The organism is Kitasatospora sp. NPDC048540 (genome assembly GCF_040651175.1).
Taxonomy (GTDB): Bacteria; Actinomycetota; Actinomycetes; order Streptomycetales; family Streptomycetaceae; genus Kitasatospora.
Genome location: NZ_JBEZIR010000109.1, coordinates 14,868 through 30,900, shown reverse-complemented (window position 1 = coordinate 30,900; position 16,033 = coordinate 14,868). Strand labels below are relative to the sequence as shown.

Here is a 16,033-nt window from a genome sequence, read left to right as displayed (position 1 = left end):
CCGCAGCGGGAGCGGGTGTCCGGCGCAGACCAGGGAGAGCAGGGTGCTGCCGTCGGGGCGCGGGGTGAGCTCGCCGTAGAGCAGGGTCAGGAAGCCATCAGCAGGATGTTGCCGGGTTTGAGGTCGCCGTGCACCCAGCCGCGGCCGTGCATGTGGGCCAGCCCGGTGGCGACCTCGGCCAGGATCCGGGCCGCGCCGGTCACGGCCGTCCCGGGCTCGCCGTCGGCCAGCACCTGCTGGAGGCTGCGCTCGGCGCGTTCCATCACCAGGGCCAGGGCACCGTCGAGCCGGGGATCACCGGGGTCGCGCACGGTGACGGCGGCCAGCGTACGGATCAGCTGGGGGTGATCCGCCCGTCGGCTGAAGTAGTCCTCCCGGCGGACCAGTTCGGCCATCGTCCGGTGCCGGCCCGGGGTGGGCAGGCCCGGCCGGAGGAACTTCACGGCGACCGTCCCGCCCGCCGGGTCCTCGGCCGCGTAGACGCTGCCCCAGCCGCCGGACCCGATCAGCTCGGTGATCCGCCAGCCGGCGACCTGGTACCCGGCGGGGACGTCCAGGGGCGGGGTGCCGTCGTCGTCCATGGCGCGGGTCAGCCGGCGCCGCGCCGCGGCGGGAGCAGCGCCAGGTGGCCCTCCCGGACCAGGTCGAACCGCAGCGCCAGCGCGACGAGTTCCTCCCGCTTGCGGCCGGTGCGCCCGGCCGCCGCGCGCTCGTGGTCGCCCTCCTCGCGCAGCCTGAGCTTGGCCTCGGCGAGGTAGTCGATGTGGTAGTTGACGGCCGAGCGGGTCAGCGTGCGGCAGGCGGGCAGGGCGCGCAGCCGTTCCAGCACCTCACCGACCCCGGGCACGGCGGCGGCGGACGCCTCGCGCAGCCGCGGCTCGCACAGGGCCAGCAGGACCAGGAAGTACTTGGAGGTGGGGTCGAGGGCGAACGGGCTGACGGTGTGCTCGCCCGCGCCGGGCCGCGGGCCCCCGTCGAGGTAGGCGTGCTGCGGCGCGAACACCTTGAAGGCGGTCGGGCCGGCCACCGCCGGCAGCACCACCCGGGAGAACTCGAACGGCACGGGCGCGCCCAGCCGGCCCGGTGCCACCTTGACGTGCTCGCCCGCGCCCTCGAGGTTCTCCACCACGTACGTCGCGGAGCCGCTGAAGTTGGAGAGCCGCCAGTAGTCCTCCGCGGCGGTGACCTCGCCGGCCCGGCGTGAGACACCGCGGTCCGTCAGCTCGATGGCGGCCGGGCTGCCCGGTGCGCCGCGGCCGAAGACCGCGCTCTCACCGGGCCCCATCCGCAGCAGCCCGGGCCGCTGCGGACCTCGGCCGCCGCGGGCCCCCGGGGCGTCGGGCAGCTGCACGATCACCGTGTCCAACGGTCTCCCCTTCCCACCGCGCGCGCACGAAGCATCCTACGCGCTCCGATGACGGACAGTCACCCTCCGTCATCGGGTGGCGTGTTGGGGGAGGGACGGGAGGACGGCCGTTCAGCCGACCACGGACTGCTTGTGGTGGAAGACGTTCCACGGGTCCCAGATCCGCTTGGCCTGCTGCAGCCGCGGATAGTTGTCCTTGTAGTACAGCCGCGGGTAGCGCGGCGCCGGGTCGGTGGCGATCCCCAGGTCCACGTCCGGGTAGTTGACGTAGGCGCCGTCGGTGCCGAGGTCGTGCGCGGGGTCGCTGACCTCGGGCACCCCGCCGGTCTCCGCGTAGACGTCCTGGTAGAACCCCTGGAGGAAGTCCAGGTGGGCCTGGTCCTGGGCGGGCACCGTCCAGTAGGTCTGGTACTGCAGTTTGGCGATCGAGTCCCGCTGCGGCACGGCGGTGTCGCAGGGGCGGACGGCGTTGACCCGGCACCCGTAGGAGTCGATCTGCACCAGGGTCTGGGTCATGTCCACACCCGGGTTGTCCTTGGTCAGCCAGGTCCAGGTGGCCGCGATGTTGTGGTCCGAGAACGGCTTGCGGTGGTAGGCGGACTTGTACTTGCCGCGCTGGTTGGCGCCGGAGCCGTTGAGCGTCTGGGTGGCCTGGAGCCAGGGCATCTGCCGGCGGCGGTCCGGGTACGGCAGGTACAGGCCGCCGGCGGCGTCGGTCTGGACGGTGGCGCGGGTGGTCAGACCGCTCTCCATCGCCTCCAGGTACGCGTCGAGCGGAGCCGGGTCGTCGCCGACCCACTGGCTGAACAGCGCGATGTTGCCGTTGGTCTTGTGGGTGAGCTTCAGAATGCTGAACAGCTTGTCGTACAGCTGCTCGCCGGGGCCGCTGTGCGCGGCGAAGAACTCGCCGAAGTTCTGCATCAGCCGGGTGAAGTCCTCCGGCCGCTTCAGGATGTCGGCCCACGGCCAGGCGATGCTGCTGAGCCAGACCCGGGCCGGCGGCCTGGGCAGCTCCTCGCTGAAGTAGTAGCGCAGGACCACGCCGAAGTTGCCGCCACCGCCGCCGGTGTGCGCCCAGAACAGGTGCGCGGTGTCCGAGCCGGCCGGGTCCGCGCGGTGGGCGCGGGTGACCTCGGCCCGGCCGTCCCGCACGGTCACCACATCGACCTGGGTCAGGTGGTCGACCGTCAGGCCGTCGCGCCGGTTCAGCACCCCGTAACCGCCGCCGCAGACGTGCCCGCCCGCGCCGACCGAGTAGCAGGACCCGGCGGGCACCGCCACGTCGTAGCGCCGGAACAGTTCGGTGTACATCTCCCAGATGCTGGCGCCGGACTCCACGCAGTAGGCGGGGCGGCCGTACTTGTCGGCGGTCCGGCGGACGCCGGTCATGGTGCTCATGTCGAGGATCGCGCCGCCGGTGTTCTCGACGAAGTCCTCGTAGCAGTGGCCCCCGCTGCGGACGGTCGGGCGCAGCCCCCGGTCGAGCGCCTCGCGGACCGCGGCGACGGCGGACCGGTCGTCGGTGACCAGCTGGATGTAGGCCGGTTCGCTGGTCCAGCGCTGGTTGAAGCCCTGACTGAGCGTCTCGTAGCGGCCGTCGCCCGGCAGGACGCGCAGCTGCCCGGGGTCTGCCGCCCCCAGGTCTCCGCCGGGATCGCCACCACCGGGGTGGCCCGGCTCGGCCCGGGCCGCGCCCGCCCCGAGGGTGGTGACGGACGCGCCGGCGGCGACCGCGCCGGCGGCGGCGCCCAGCAGCCTGCGGCGGGAGACCTCGTGGTTCACGTGCTGACTCGCCTTCACCGGGGTGCGGGCCCGGGGGACGGGCCCACCGGGTACGGGCCCACCGGATACGGCGGGCGCACAAATGGGGAGCAAATCGGGCGAATTGAGGCTAGCAATCGGCCTTTCCCGCGCCTCCCCGACACTCCGGCGGCAGGCTAGGTGCTCAGGAAACCGGCGTCCATGAGCACCTGCTGCCCCTCCGGGGACTGCACCAGGGCCACGAACGCCCGGGCGCCCGCGCTGTTGGGCGCATGGGTCAGGGCTGCGATCGGGTAGTCGTTGATCGCGGCGGAGGCCTCCGGGAAGTTCACCCCGTCGACCTTGCCCGCCGCCGACCTGACGTCCGTCCGGTACACCAGCGAGGCGTCCGCCTCCTGGAGCTCGACCTTGGTCAGGGCGGCCTTCACGTCCTGCTCGTAGCTGACCGGGGTGAGCCGGACGTTGCCCGCGGCCAGCGCCTTCTGGGCAGCGGCGCCGCAGGGCACCTCCTGGGCGCACAGCACCACCTTCAGGCCGGGCTGGGCCAGGTCCTGGAGGGAGGCGATGTGGTGCGGGTCACCGGGAACGGTGGCGATCTCCAGCTGGTTGCGGACGAAGGTCTGCGGCTGCCCGGCCGCGTCGCCCTTGTCGGTGACCGTCTTCATGGTCGCCGGACTGGCCGCCGCGAACACGTCGGCCGGCGCACCGTTGACGATGCTGGCGGCGAGCGCGTCACTGCCGGCGAAGTTGAACACCACCTTGGTGCCGGGGTGCGCGGCCTCGAACTTCTGGCCGAGCGTGGTGAAACTCTCCTTCAGCGAGGCCGCCGCGAACACCGTCACGGTGCCGCTGACGCCGGCACTGCCCGAGGCCGCGGAGGACGCGGAGGCCGAACCGGACGCGCCCGAGGACCCGGACGAACTCGACGAACACCCCGCGAGCGCCAGCGCGGCGGCCAGGAGACCGCCCGCGAACCGCAGACCGGGGCGGGAGAGGAGACGGTTCGTCACAAGGAACTCCCTGTCTGCCGTGCGCGGATTCGGGGGCGCGCTCCGGGGGCCACGGCGCCGATCATAGGGCCGCACCTGCGGGGCGAACCGGCACATCGGCCTCGCATTCGCCCGGTCGCACGAGCCGTGAGGTCCGCAGGGGCGGATGCCGTCGGCATCGGACAACTGCGCATTCCGTCCATTCCGTCGACCGCCGCTCAGGTGGATCGTCCACGGCCCGGGGATGCCCGGGCCCTAGGCTGGCTGCGCCCAGCCGCACCACCCCCCTGGGAGCGACCTCGTGCCCGACACCACCGACGCCACCGACTCCGCCGTCGTCCGCGAACTGCAGCTCGACGGGCGGGTCACCTACCAGCGGCTGTCCGAACTGCTCGGCATCTCCCGGGAGGCGGCCCGGGCCCGGGTGCAGCGGCTGCTGCAGCGAGGGGCGGTACGGATCGTCGGCATCGTGCCGCCCGCCGTCGCCGGGATCGAGGCCGTCGCGCATGTGTCGCTGGACGTCGCAGGCGCCGGCGGCCCGGCCGCCGCCCTGGCCGCGGCCCGCCGGGCGACCAGCTTCGTCTCCTGCACCGCGGGCCGGCTCGCCGTGGTCGCGGAGGTCCGGGTCGCCGACGAGGCCGCTCTGGAGGAGGAGTTCGCGGTGCTCCGGGCGGTGCCCGGGGTGCGCGGCGTGGAGGTGTTCCGCTGCGCCGAACTGGTCCGGGACGCCTACTCCCCGGTCCTCCCCGGTACGGCGGCCCCCCGGATGCCCGCCCTGGACCGGGCGGACCGGCGGCTGCTCGGCCTGCTGCAGACGGACGGGCGGGCCAGCTTCGCGGCGCTGGCCGAGCAGGTCGGGCTCTCCCAGCCGGCCACCCGGGCCCGGGTGCTGCGCCTGCTGGAGGTCGGTGCCGTGCACGTCACCGGCCTGGTGGAGTCACGTGCGCTGGGTGTCCGGGAGGCGGCCGGGGTCGGCCTCGGCGTGCACGGGCCGGTCGCAGTGGTCGCCCGCGCGGCGGCCCGCCTGCCCGGGGTGAACTACGTGGCGACCGGCTACGGGCGGTTCGACCTGGTGTGCGGCCTGGACGCCCCGGACCGCCGGGCGCTGTCGGCCGGCCTGGAGGCCGTCCGGAGCCTGCCGGGGGTGGTGCGCTGCGAGTCCTGGGTGCACCTGGACATCGTGAAGGAGTCCTACACCTACGATCTGCCCATCGAATAGGCGATTCATCGGCGCTGATGTCACTGCCCCTATGAATTGCCGGGGACTGCGAATTTGACAGGCGAAATGATGCAAAGAAACCCTTGACGCATTATTTTTGCCTCGCCTTCAATGGCCGGACACCTTCCCCCAGAGAGCCCGGTCCCCGATGACGACTTCCCCCCAGCCTGCCGGCGCGCAGCCCGCCGTCGCGGCGCTGCCACGATCCCTGGGCGTGTTCGGTGGGGTCCTGCTGACCCTGTCGTGCGTCACGCCCGCCTCCTCGCTGTTCATCGTCGTCCCGCCGCTGCTGCAGTCCCAGGGCAGCGGCGCCGTGATCAGCCTGCTGATCGCCGCGGTGCTCTCGCTCGGCGTCGGCCTCTGCTACGCCGAGCTGGGCACCCTGGTACCGAGCGCCGGCGGCGAGTACTCGATCGTCGGCCAGGTGCTCGGCCGGATGGCCGGCTGGCTGGTGTTCGTGATCTCGATCGTCTCGCTGCTGGTGATCCCGCCGATCATCGCGCTCGGCACCGCCGGCTACCTCGGCTCCGTGCTCTCGCTCGACCCGGCCGTCGCGGGCGGCGCGGTGATGGTGCTCGCCATTGCCGTCGGCGTCCTGGACATCAAGTCCAACGCGCTGATCACCGGCGTCTTCCTCGGCCTCGAAGTGGTCGCGGCCGGCGTGGTCAGCGTGCTCGGCCTGACCCACATCCACCAGCCGGCCTCCTCGCTGGTCCACGCGGTGGTCCCGGACGGCCACGGCGGCACCGGCCCGTTCACCGCCGGCCTGCTGATCTCCGGACTGGCCGTGGCGATCTTCACGTACAACGGCTTCGGCACCGCGATCTACCTCTCCGAGGACCTGCGCGAGCCGCGCCGCTCGGTCGCCCGGACGGTGCTGTGGTCCCTGCTGGCCGGAGTCGTGGTGATCACCGTCCCGGTGGTCGCGATCTGCCTGGGCGTCAGCTCGCCGGACCAGCTCGCCGCGGGCGACCTGGTCGCGATCGTCGACTCCTGGGCGGGCAGCACCGTCGGCACCTTCGTCAGCCTCTGCATCGCCGCGGCCATCCTCAACGCCGTCATCGTGATGGTGATCCAGAACGGCCGGGTGCTCTACGCCTCCGCCCGCGACCGCACCTGGCCCGACCCCGTCAACCGGGCGCTCGGCACCCTGCACCCCCGCTGGGGCTCCCCGTGGGTGGCCACCCTCGCCATCGGCGCCCCCGGCGCGGTGCTCGCCCTCACCGTCCCGATCGACGCGCTGCTCGGCTTCACCGGCGTCGTGGTCGCGGTCATCTACCTGCTGCTCGGTGTGGCCGCGCTCGCCGCCCGCCGCGGCCGCCACCGCACCACCGACGCCTGGCGGATGCCGCTGTGGCCGCTCGCGCCCGTCCTGACCACCGCCGTCCTGGCGTACGCGCTCACCCAACAGGCCCGCCGCGACCTGCTGATCACCCTCGCCGTCCTGCTGGTCGGCGCCCTCTACTGGGCGTTCTACCTGCGCCCGCGCAGCGCCACCCACTGGGTGCTCAGCCTGCCCGCGGACCAGTCCGGCCGGACCGCTGCGCCGCCCGCCGCGGCCGCACCCACGTCCGTTCCCGCCACCGCCACCGCCGCCACCGCCGCCACCGCTCCGGAGAACCTGTGAACCGCCCCGCCGACCTGATCGTCCACCATGCCCACGTCCACACCGTCGACGACCGGCGCCCCCGGGCCGAGGCCGTCGCCGTCCGGGACGGCCGGATCGCCTGGGTCGGCGACGGCGACGGCTGGCGCGAGCTGGCCGGCCCCGGAACCGACGTGGTCGACGCCCGCGGCCGGCTGCTGCTGCCCGGCTTCGTCGACAGCCACAACCACGTCCGGCTCGGCTCCGACGCCGCCTGCGTGCAACTGGCCGGCGCCGCCGACCTCGCCGAGATCGGCCGCCGGATCGCCGACTGGCTGCACCGCAACCCCGCCGCGGACTGGGTCGAGGCCGAGGCCTTCGACTACTCGGCGATCCCCGGCGGCCGGATGCCCACCGCCGCCGACCTCGACCCGTACACCGGTGAGCGGCCCGCCTTCGTGCTCAGCTACGACGTGCACACGGCCTGGCTGAACACGGCCGCCCTGCGCCGCCTCGGCATCACCGCCGGGACCACCGACCTCGCCTTCGGCACCGTGCAGAAGGACCCGGTGACCGGCGAGCCGACCGGCTTCCTCACCGACTTCGCGGTCCGCGGCCTGTCCCGCGACGGCCACCGGGCCCTGCGCGCCGCCGGCGTCCCCTGGGCGGACCCGGACCGCCAGTACGGGCGGCTGTGCGCCAGCCTCGACCAGGCCGCCCGCTACGGCATCACCACCGTCGTCGAACCGCAGAACTCGCTGGACGACCTGGCCCTGTTCGAGCGGGCCATCGCCGAGGGCCGGCTGCGCTCGCGGCTGGTCGCCGCGCTGTTCCACCCGCGCGGCACCACCGACGCGGACCTCGCCGAGTTCGCGGCCGCCGCCCGGTGCCGCCACGGCGACCGCTTCCGGGTCGGGCCGCTCAAGCTGTACATCGACGACGTGGTCGAACCGCACACCGCCGCGCTGCTGGAGCCGTACGCCGGACACCACAGCCACCGCGGCGAGACCTTCTACCCGCCGCAGGAGTTCGCCGAGACGCTGGCCCGGCTGGACGCGGCCGGCTTCCAGACCTTCGTGCACGCCACCGGCGACCGGGGCATCCGTACCGTGCTGGACGCCGTCGAGCACGCCCGCCGGGTCAACGGCCCGCGCGACGCCCGGCACCAGGTCGTCCACGTCGAGTGCCTCGACCCCGCCGACGTCCCCCGCTTCGCGCAGCTCGGGGTGGTCGCCTGCATGCAGCCCCGGCACTGCTCGCCCGACATCGCCGGGCCCGGCCGCGACTGGGCGGAGGCCGTCGGCGAGCAGCGCTGGTCCAAGGCCTGGCCGATGCGCAGCCTGCAGCAGGCCGGGGCGGTCCTGGCGTTCTCCAGCGACTGGAACGTCGCCGAGATGGACCCGCTGATCGGCCTCTACACCGCCGTCACCCGCCAAGGCCTGGCGGGCGGCGAGGCGTGGATGCCGGAGGAGACCGTTCCGCTGGCCACCGCCCTGCGCGGCTACACCCTGGGCAGCGCGTACGCCAACTTCCTCGACGACCGGCTCGGCTCGATCACCCCGGGCAAGCTCGGCGACCTGGTCCTGCTCTCCCAGGACCTGTTCGGACTGGACCCGAAGGCGATCCTGGACACCCGCGTCGACCTCGGCGTGGTCGGCGGCGAGGTGGTTCACACGGCAGGCTGAGCCCCGGCCGGATCGCCCGGGTACGGACCGCCCGGGTAGGGGCCGGTACGAGGGTGCGTCGCGCACGCCCGGCCGGGGCCGGGAGCCGCTGGACGATCCGGTGCGAACTGCCGGCCCTGGCTCAGCCCGTGGGGTCGGCCGGGGCGCCGAAACGGGCCGCCGCGTGTTCGCGCGAGGAGCGGTCCAGCAGGACGACCGAGGTGGCCTCCGCCACCGCGTCCGGTACCGGAACGGCGGTGGCGGCCGGGCCGCCGGGCGTGAGGGCGTCGAGCAGCCGCCCGAGGCCCGCGCAGTGCCGGTCGAAGGCCCGTCGGGGTGCCCACCGGCCGCGCGCCTGCTGGCCGTTCAGCGCCTCGGTACGGCCGACGTCCAGGACCACCAGGTGCAGCTCCCGCCCCTGCCGGGCGGCGCCGCGGGCCAGCCACCGGCGCAGCCACGGGCGGCTGCCGCAGTCGTGCACCAGCAGCGGACCGCCGCCGCGCACGCCCGCCCGCAGCCACCTCAGGTGCACCAGCCGTGCCCACGGCCGGTACACCCCGTACGGCAGCCGCTCGGGCATCACGGCCTCGCACGCCTCGTGCACATCGCGCGGGTCCACCACCCGGACCGTGTCCGACCAGCGGCGCAGCAGCGTGCTCTTGCCGCTGCCGGGCAGGCCGGAGACCACGACCACGGCGTCCGCCGGATAGTGCAGCACGGTCGCAAGGCCGGGCCGCCCCCGCAGGTCCAGCAGCCCGACGGTCCGCTCGGCGGCGGACCCGTCGCCGGGCGGCCCCGGCACCGCTGACCTGGTGATACCGCGCATTCCTGCCCCCATGACCGTCCCCGTTCCGCCTCGTCGGCCCCACAGCTTCGCACGCGCCCGCGCGGCGCCCGCCGTCGGGCACCCCGCCGCAGAGCGCCCCGCCGTCCGGGGCCGCCCGCCCGCCGGGCCGTGCCCGGATCCTGCCCGGAGCGACCCCTGACGATCCGCCGGAAGGTGCTCCTGGCAGGCTGGAGCGGTGGACAACTGGTACCGGGAACACCCGACAGGCACCGGCGTCGTGCGGATCACCGAGCCGTACGTCGACCCGCTGCTGTCGGCCAACCTGTGGTGGCTGCCCGGCACCGACCGGGACCTCGTGGTGGACGCGGGCCTCGGGGTGGTCCCGCTGCGCCCCGCACTGCCACGGCTGTTCGAACGCGATCCGCTGGTGGTGCTCACCCACGCGCACCTGGACCACGTCGGCGGCGCCCACGAGTTCCGCGAGCGGGCCGCGCACACCGCCGCCGTTTCGCTGCTGGCCGGGGGCGTACCGGCCGCCCTGTACGGCGCCGACCTGTACGCGCGGCTCGGCCTCGACCCCGGCGACGGGCCGGTCCCCGGCCTGCTGCTGAAATCCCTGCCGCACCCCGGCTACGACCCGCGCGGTTACCGGGTCGAGCCGGTGGAGGTGACCCGGCCGCTGGCCGACGGCGACCGGATCGAGCTGGGCGGGCGCACCCTGACGGTGCTGCACCTGCCCGGCCACACGCCGGGCTGCCTGGCCCTGCTGGAGGAGCGCACCGGCGCCCTGTACTCCGGTGACGTCGTCTACGACGGACTGCTCATCGACGACCTGCCCGACTCGGACGTGCCCGCCTACCGGCGCAGCATGGCCTTCCTCGCGGAACTGGGCGTCTCCGTGGTCCACCCCGGTCACGGGCGCAGCTTCGACGGCGCCCGGCTGCGCGAACTGGCCGCCGGCTACCTGCGCCGCACCTGACCCCGGGGCCGGCCCCGGAACCGTCCGGCGGCCGGTGACGTCCGAGGCGGGGGGAGTGCCCGGCGCCGTGCGTGCCTGCAGCCGCCGGACCCGACGAACAGACGAGACGAACAGAACGGAGTGAGCGTCAACCGTGTCCCATCACGATCCGTAAGGTGCGCAGCAGCAGGCCCGGCCGCCGGGACGGCCCGGCCGGGCCTGGTGGTGGCTGCCGGACAGCGAGCGGCGCCGCCGCAAGCAGCAGCGGCGCGCCTGGCAGGAGCACCGGCGACGCAACCGGAAGCGCGACAACGACTGCTGCGACGCCTGCGACGTCTGCGACTGCCTCGGTGACCTGGCCGACCCCTGCATGATCGCGCTGATCCCGCTCACCGCTCTGGCGGCGCTTAAGGCGGCGGTCGGCGCGGCCACCGGCCGGCCGGGCCGGGCCGCCGCGGACCCGGCGGCGCCGGTCCCGCGCGGGGCCGCGGCCGCCGGGCTGTACGGCGCGGTGCGCTTCTACCGCACCCGGATCAGCCCGAACCGGCGCCCCTGCTGCCCGTACACGCCGTCCTGCTCGACCTTCGCGGTGCAGGCCCTGCACCGGCACGGCGCGCTGCGCGGCGCCCGGCTGACCGCGGGCCGCCTGCTGCGGTGCCGTCCCGGCACCGAGGGCGGCCACGACCCGGTGCCCGGGCGCCGACCGACGGGGTGAGCCCGGCCGACGCGGGACGACGGTCCCGGGAACGGGGAAGGCCCCCGTCACGAGCGGACGCTCATGACGGGGGCCTTCAGGACTGCCCGCGAAGGCCGGCAGTGACAGGTGTCAGAGGGGGCGGATGTTCTCCGCCTGCGGGCCCTTCGGGCCCTGCGTGACGTCGAACTCGACCTTCTGGCCTTCGAGCAGCTCACGGAAGCCGCTGGCGTTGATGTTCGAGTAGTGGGCGAACACGTCCGGGCCGCCACCCTCCTGCTCGATGAAGCCGAAGCCCTTTTCCGCGTTGAACCACTTCACGGTGCCAGTAGCCATAACACAATCTCCTTCAGATGGCTTGCCGGAATCCGCACGTCGCGGACCCGAGTCGCCGAAAAAAGCACCCACCCGGCACGGGCCGGGGAAAACAAAAATGCGCCTGATGGTCACAAGCCAGCAGGCGCACACAGAATTCATGGGAACCACAACCGCAACTGATTCGACTGTAGCAGGGCGCCGGGCGAAACGTCGGAAATCGCCCCGCCGGGCGCCGGGCGGGCGTGTCCCTACGGCGCGGCCAGCCGGGTGCCGGGCGGCAGGGCGCCCGCCCGGTCCGCGTCCGCCAGATGGTGCAGCACGGTCTCGCGCAGCGCCGCCGCGGCGTGCGTCAGCGGCAGCTCGGCGCCGTGCGCGACGGCGATGGTCCGCCCCGGGCCAGGCCCGGCGAACGGGGTGACCGCCAGCCCGGACCTGGCCGCCACCATGCCCGGCAGCACCGCCGGGCCGAGCCCCGCCGCGACGAAGCCGAGCACGGCGTCCATCTCGCCGCCCTCGACCGCGAACTCCGGCTCGAAGCCCGCCGCGCGGCAGGCCGACACGGTGGTCTCCCGCAGGTCGTAGCCCTCCCGGAACATCACCAGCGGCCGGCCGCGCAGATCCTCGATCCGGGCCGCCCGCCCGGGCCCGGGCATCCCGGGCAGGCCGGGTGCGGCGACCAGCACCAGGTCCTCGTGCAGCAGCTCGGTGACGGTCAGTGGCGGACCCTGCCCGGCCGGTGGCGGGATGATCAGTGCCAGGTCGAGGGCGCCCTGCGCCAGCAGCGCCACCAGGTCCCGCGAACCGCCCTCGCGGACCTGCAGCTCGACCCCGGGATGCCGTGAGCGGTACGCCCGCAGCACGTCCGGCACCAGGCTGACGCACAGGCTCGGTGTCGCCCCGAGCCGCACCCGGCCGCGCCGCAGCCGGACGACCTCCTGGACCGCCCGCCGGGCGCTCTCGGTGTCCGCGAGGATCCGCCGGGCCAGCGGCAGCAGCGCCTGCCCGGCATCGGTCAGGGTGCTGGCGCCCCTGCTGCGGTGGACCAGCTCCGCACCCAACTCCCGTTCCAGCGACCGGATCTGCTGGGACAGCGAGGGCTGCGCCACCAGCATCCGCTCGGCGGCGCGGGTGAAGTGCCCGGTCTCGGCCACGGCCACGAAGTAACGGAGCTGCTGCAACTGCACCACCCCATGCTAGCCAGCCACGATAGGCATCACCTATCAAGACCGCCCGCATCATGTCTTGGACGGCCGGCAGGGCGCCTCCCTAGCGTGGCCGTCATGGCACTGGCGACTCGGACGGGCCGACACCCCTCCACCCTCACGACCCTCTGGCGCTCGACCGTCGGCAAGAAGGCGGCGATGGCGGTCAGCGGCCTCGTCATGCTGCTCTACCTGATCTTCCACATGCTCGGGAACCTCAAGGTCTTCTTCGGCCCCGGCGACCTCAACGGCTACGCGGCCTGGCTGCGCACCCTCGGGCAGCCGCTGCTGCACCACGGCTGGTTCCTGTGGATCGCCCGGGCCGCCCTGCTGGCCGCGGTCGTGGTGCACGGCGTCGCCGCGTTCCAGCTCAGCCGGCGCGACCTGGCCGCCCGGCCGCAGAAGTACGCCCACCGGCCGCGCCGCACCAGCTACGCCACCCGCACGATGCGCTGGGGCGGGGTGATCCTCGGGCTGTTCATCGTCTGGCACATCCTGGACCTCACCACCCTCACCGTGAACCCGCGCGCCGAGGAGGGCCACCCGTACCAGAACATCGTGGCCTCGTTCTCGACCTGGTACGGCGGCGGCATCTACATCCTCGCGATGCTCGCGCTCGGCCTGCACGTGCGGCACGGCTTCTGGAGCGCCGCGCAGAGCCTGGGCGTCAACAACCCGCGCCGCGACCGGGTGTTGAAGGCCACCGCCAACCTGCTCGCGTCCGTCCTGACGGCCGGCTTCCTCGCCGTGCCCGTCGCCGTACTGACCGGAGTCGTGCGATGAACCCGTACCTGGACCACACCGTCGGCGCGCCCGTCACCGACACCGCCGCGCCCGCCGGGCCGATCGAACAGCGCTGGGACCGGCGGCGGTTCGAGGCCGCCCTGGTCAACCCCGCCAACCGGCGCGGGCACACCGTCATCGTGGTCGGCACCGGCCTCGCGGGCGGCGCGGCCGGCGCCACCCTCGCCGAACAGGGCTACCGGGTGGTCCAGTTCTGCTTCCAGGACTCCCCGCGCCGCGCCCACTCGATCGCCGCCCAGGGCGGCATCAACGCGGCCAAGAACTACCGCAACGACGGCGACTCGGTGCGCCGGCTGTTCTACGACACCGTCAAGGGCGGCGACTTCCGCGCCCGCGAGTCCAACGTCCACCGGCTCGCCCAGGTCTCGGTCGAGATCATCGACCAGTGCGTCGCCCAAGGCGTCCCGTTCGCCCGCGAGTACGGCGGGCTGCTGGACACACGCTCCTTCGGCGGCGTCCAGGTCTCCCGCACCTTCTACGCCCGCGGCCAGACCGGGCAGCAGCTGATGCTCGGCGCCTACCAGGCGCTCTCCCGGCAGATCGCGGCCGGCCGGGTCGAGATGCACGCCCGCACCGAGATGCTCGACCTGATCGTGATCGACGGCCGGGCCCGCGGCATCGTCGCCCGCGACCTGGTCACCGGACGGATCACCACCCACCTCGCCGACGCCGTGGTGCTCGCCACCGGCGGCTACGGCAACGTCTTCCACCTGTCCACCAACGCCAAGAACTCCAACGCGACCGCGATCTGGCGGGCCCACCGGCGCGGCGCCCTGTTCGCCAACCCCTGCTTCACCCAGATCCACCCCACCTGCATCCCGCGCTCCGGCGACCACCAGGCCAAGCTCACCCTGATGAGCGAGTCGCTGCGCAACGACGGCCGGATCTGGGTGCCCAAGGCCCAGGGCGACACCCGCCCGCCCGCCGACATCCCGGAGGCCGAACGCGACTACTACCTGGAGCGGATCTACCCCTCCTTCGGCAACCTGGTCCCGCGCGACATCGCCTCCCGGGCCGCCAAGAACGTCTGCGACGAGGGCCGCGGGGTCGGCCCCGGCGGACAGGGCGTCTACCTCGACTTCGCCGACGCCATCGCCCGGCTGGGCCGCGCCGAGATCGAGGCCAAGTACGGCAACCTGTTCGAGATGTACCAGCGGATCACCGCCGAGGACCCCTACCGGACGCCGATGCGGATCTACCCAGCGATCCACTACACCATGGGCGGCCTGTGGGTCGACTACGACCTGCAGACCACCGTCCCCGGCCTGTTCGCCATCGGCGAGGCCAACTTCTCCGACCACGGCGCCAACCGGCTGGGCGCCAGCGCCCTGATGCAGGGCCTCGCCGACGGCTACTTCGTGCTGCCGCCCACCCTCAACGACTACCTCGCCCGCCACCGCCCCGCACCCGTCCCCGAGGACCACCCCGCCGTCGAGGCCGCGGTCGCGGAGGTCACCGACCAGCTCCACCTGATCCTCGCCGTCGACGGCGACCGCACCCCGGAGTCCTTCCACCGCGAACTCGGCGCCCTGCTCTGGGACGAGTGCGGCATGGCCAGGAACGACGCCGGACTGCGCCGCGCGCTGGCCCGGATCCCGGAGCTGCGCGAGGAGTTCTGGCGCCGGATCAAGGTCCCCGGCACCGGCGAGGAGCTCAACCAGGCACTGGAGAAGGCCAACCGGATCGTCGACTACCTCGAACTCGCCGAACTCATGTGCCTGGACGCCCTGCACCGCACCGAGTCCTGCGGCGGCCACTTCCGCGAGGAGAGCCGCACCGACACCGGCGAGGCCGCCCGCCGCGACGAGGAGTTCGGCTACGCGGCCGCCTGGGAGTTCACCGGCACCGGCAACGCGCCCGTCCTGCACCGGGAGCAGCTGCACTTCGAGCACGTCCACCCCACCCAGCGGAGCTACGCATGAACCTCACCCTGCGGATCTGGCGGCAGGCCGGACCGGACGCACCCGGCTCGCTGACCACCTACCAGGTCGCCGACATCAGCCCCGACATGTCCTTCCTGGAGATGCTGGACACCCTCAACGAGGAGCTGATCCTGCGCGGCGAGGCACCGGTCGCCTTCGACCACGACTGCCGGGAGGGGATCTGCGGCGCCTGCGGCATGGTGATCAACGGCCGGGCGCACGGCCCCGAACGCACCACCACCTGCCAGTTGCACATGCGGCACTTCGCCGACGGCGACACCATCGACGTCGAACCGTGGCGGGCCGGCGCCTTCCCGGTCGTCCGCGACCTGGTGGTGGACCGCTCCGCGCTCGACCGGATCATCGGCTCCGGCGGCTACATCACCGCCCCCACCGGCAGCGCGCCCGAGGCCCACGCGACCCCCGTCCCCAAGGAGGCCGCCGACCTCGCCTTCGAACACGCCGAGTGCATCGGCTGCGGCGCCTGCGTGGCGGCCTGCCCGAACGGCTCGGCGATGCTCTTCACCGCCGCCAAGGTGGTCCACCTCAGTCTCCTCCCGCAGGGCGCCCCGGAACGCGGCCGCCGGGCCCGCTCGATGGTCGCGGCCATGGACGACGAGGGCTTCGGCGGCTGCACCAACACCGGCGAGTGCGCCACCGCCTGCCCCAAGGGCATCCCGCTCACCGGCATCGCCGCGCTCAACCGCGAGTTCCTGCGCGGCGGCCGGTAGGCACCGGCCGCACCGGCCGCCGCGCGGGCGGCA

15 protein-coding genes are annotated in these 16,033 nt (G+C 73.8%); 8 read left to right on the top strand and 7 right to left on the bottom strand.

What is annotated here, in order from left to right; genetic code table 11:
- Positions 1-86: 86 nt before the first annotated feature.
- The 4 genes from AB0D08_RS31220 to modA form a co-directional block, all read right to left on the bottom strand.
- On the bottom strand, positions 87-581 hold the full coding sequence (locus AB0D08_RS31220; protein WP_359893588.1) for a protein kinase: 495 nt from the start codon (positions 579-581) through the stop codon (positions 87-89).
- Between the two features lie 8 nt (positions 582-589).
- On the bottom strand, positions 590-1,366 hold the full coding sequence (locus AB0D08_RS31215; RefSeq protein WP_359893586.1) for a serine/threonine protein kinase: 777 nt from the start codon (positions 1,364-1,366) through the stop codon (positions 590-592).
- Between the two features lie 111 nt (positions 1,367-1,477).
- A complete protein-coding gene (locus AB0D08_RS31210) occupies positions 1,478-3,148 on the bottom strand; it encodes a BBE domain-containing protein (protein WP_359893584.1) in 1,671 nt (556 codons plus the stop codon).
- Positions 3,149-3,303: 155 nt separating this feature from the next.
- Positions 3,304-4,137 carry a molybdate ABC transporter substrate-binding protein gene (gene modA / locus AB0D08_RS31205; RefSeq protein WP_033821181.1) on the bottom strand — a complete coding sequence of 278 codons (834 nt, stop codon included), beginning with the start codon at positions 4,135-4,137 and terminating at the stop codon, positions 3,304-3,306.
- Between the two features lie 280 nt (positions 4,138-4,417).
- Between modA and AB0D08_RS31200 the strand changes: the two genes are divergently transcribed.
- The 3 genes from AB0D08_RS31200 to AB0D08_RS31190 all read left to right on the top strand — a co-directional run bounded on the left by AB0D08_RS31200 (position 4,418) and on the right by AB0D08_RS31190 (position 8,605).
- The gene (locus AB0D08_RS31200) at positions 4,418-5,335 is read left to right on the top strand and encodes an Lrp/AsnC family transcriptional regulator (protein WP_359893582.1); all 918 of its coding nucleotides are present in this window, start codon (positions 4,418-4,420) and stop codon (positions 5,333-5,335) included.
- Between the two features lie 148 nt (positions 5,336-5,483).
- Positions 5,484-6,962, top strand: coding sequence for an APC family permease (locus AB0D08_RS31195; RefSeq protein WP_082526617.1), 1,479 nt, complete (start codon positions 5,484-5,486; stop codon positions 6,960-6,962).
- Positions 6,959-8,605 (top strand): amidohydrolase, encoded by a 1,647-nt coding sequence (locus tag AB0D08_RS31190; protein WP_359893580.1) that lies wholly within the window; start codon positions 6,959-6,961, stop codon positions 8,603-8,605. Before AB0D08_RS31195 ends, AB0D08_RS31190 begins: the two co-directional genes overlap by 4 nt.
- Positions 8,606-8,726: 121 nt before the next feature.
- Here AB0D08_RS31190 and AB0D08_RS31185 read toward each other — a convergent pair whose 3' ends face one another.
- Positions 8,727-9,410 (bottom strand): AAA family ATPase, encoded by a 684-nt coding sequence (locus AB0D08_RS31185; protein ID WP_359893578.1) that lies wholly within the window; start codon positions 9,408-9,410, stop codon positions 8,727-8,729.
- Positions 9,411-9,606: 196 nt separating this feature from the next.
- On the opposite strand from AB0D08_RS31185, the gene AB0D08_RS31180 reads away from it, so the two are divergent.
- Positions 9,607-10,350, top strand: a complete 744-nt coding sequence (locus AB0D08_RS31180) for an MBL fold metallo-hydrolase (RefSeq protein WP_359893576.1) — start codon at positions 9,607-9,609, stop codon at positions 10,348-10,350.
- Positions 10,351-10,699: 349 nt separating this feature from the next.
- The gene (yidD, locus tag AB0D08_RS31175; protein ID WP_359893574.1) at positions 10,700-11,044 is read left to right on the top strand and encodes a membrane protein insertion efficiency factor YidD; all 345 of its coding nucleotides are present in this window, start codon (positions 10,700-10,702) and stop codon (positions 11,042-11,044) included.
- A 111-nt stretch (positions 11,045-11,155) separates the two neighbouring features.
- Here yidD and AB0D08_RS31170 read toward each other — a convergent pair whose 3' ends face one another.
- A complete protein-coding gene (locus tag AB0D08_RS31170) occupies positions 11,156-11,359 on the bottom strand; it encodes a cold-shock protein (protein ID WP_359893572.1) in 204 nt (67 codons plus the stop codon).
- Between the two features lie 230 nt (positions 11,360-11,589).
- The gene (locus AB0D08_RS31165; RefSeq protein ID WP_359893570.1) at positions 11,590-12,525 is read right to left on the bottom strand and encodes a LysR substrate-binding domain-containing protein; all 936 of its coding nucleotides are present in this window, start codon (positions 12,523-12,525) and stop codon (positions 11,590-11,592) included.
- Positions 12,526-12,621: 96 nt separating this feature from the next.
- Here AB0D08_RS31165 and AB0D08_RS31160 point away from each other — a divergent pair, with 96 nt between their 5' ends.
- The 3 genes from AB0D08_RS31160 to AB0D08_RS31150 are packed head-to-tail and all read left to right on the top strand — an operon-like array spanning position 12,622 to position 16,000.
- Positions 12,622-13,326: a succinate dehydrogenase cytochrome b subunit gene (locus AB0D08_RS31160; protein ID WP_359893569.1), complete on the top strand. Its 705-nt coding sequence runs from the start codon at positions 12,622-12,624 to the stop codon at positions 13,324-13,326.
- On the top strand, positions 13,323-15,269 hold the full coding sequence (locus tag AB0D08_RS31155) for a fumarate reductase/succinate dehydrogenase flavoprotein subunit (protein ID WP_359893567.1): 1,947 nt from the start codon (positions 13,323-13,325) through the stop codon (positions 15,267-15,269). The genes AB0D08_RS31160 and AB0D08_RS31155 overlap by 4 nt, the downstream gene beginning before the upstream one ends.
- On the top strand, positions 15,266-16,000 hold the full coding sequence (locus AB0D08_RS31150; RefSeq protein ID WP_359893565.1) for a succinate dehydrogenase/fumarate reductase iron-sulfur subunit: 735 nt from the start codon (positions 15,266-15,268) through the stop codon (positions 15,998-16,000). The genes AB0D08_RS31155 and AB0D08_RS31150 overlap by 4 nt, the downstream gene beginning before the upstream one ends.
- Positions 16,001-16,033 lie beyond the last annotated feature (33 nt).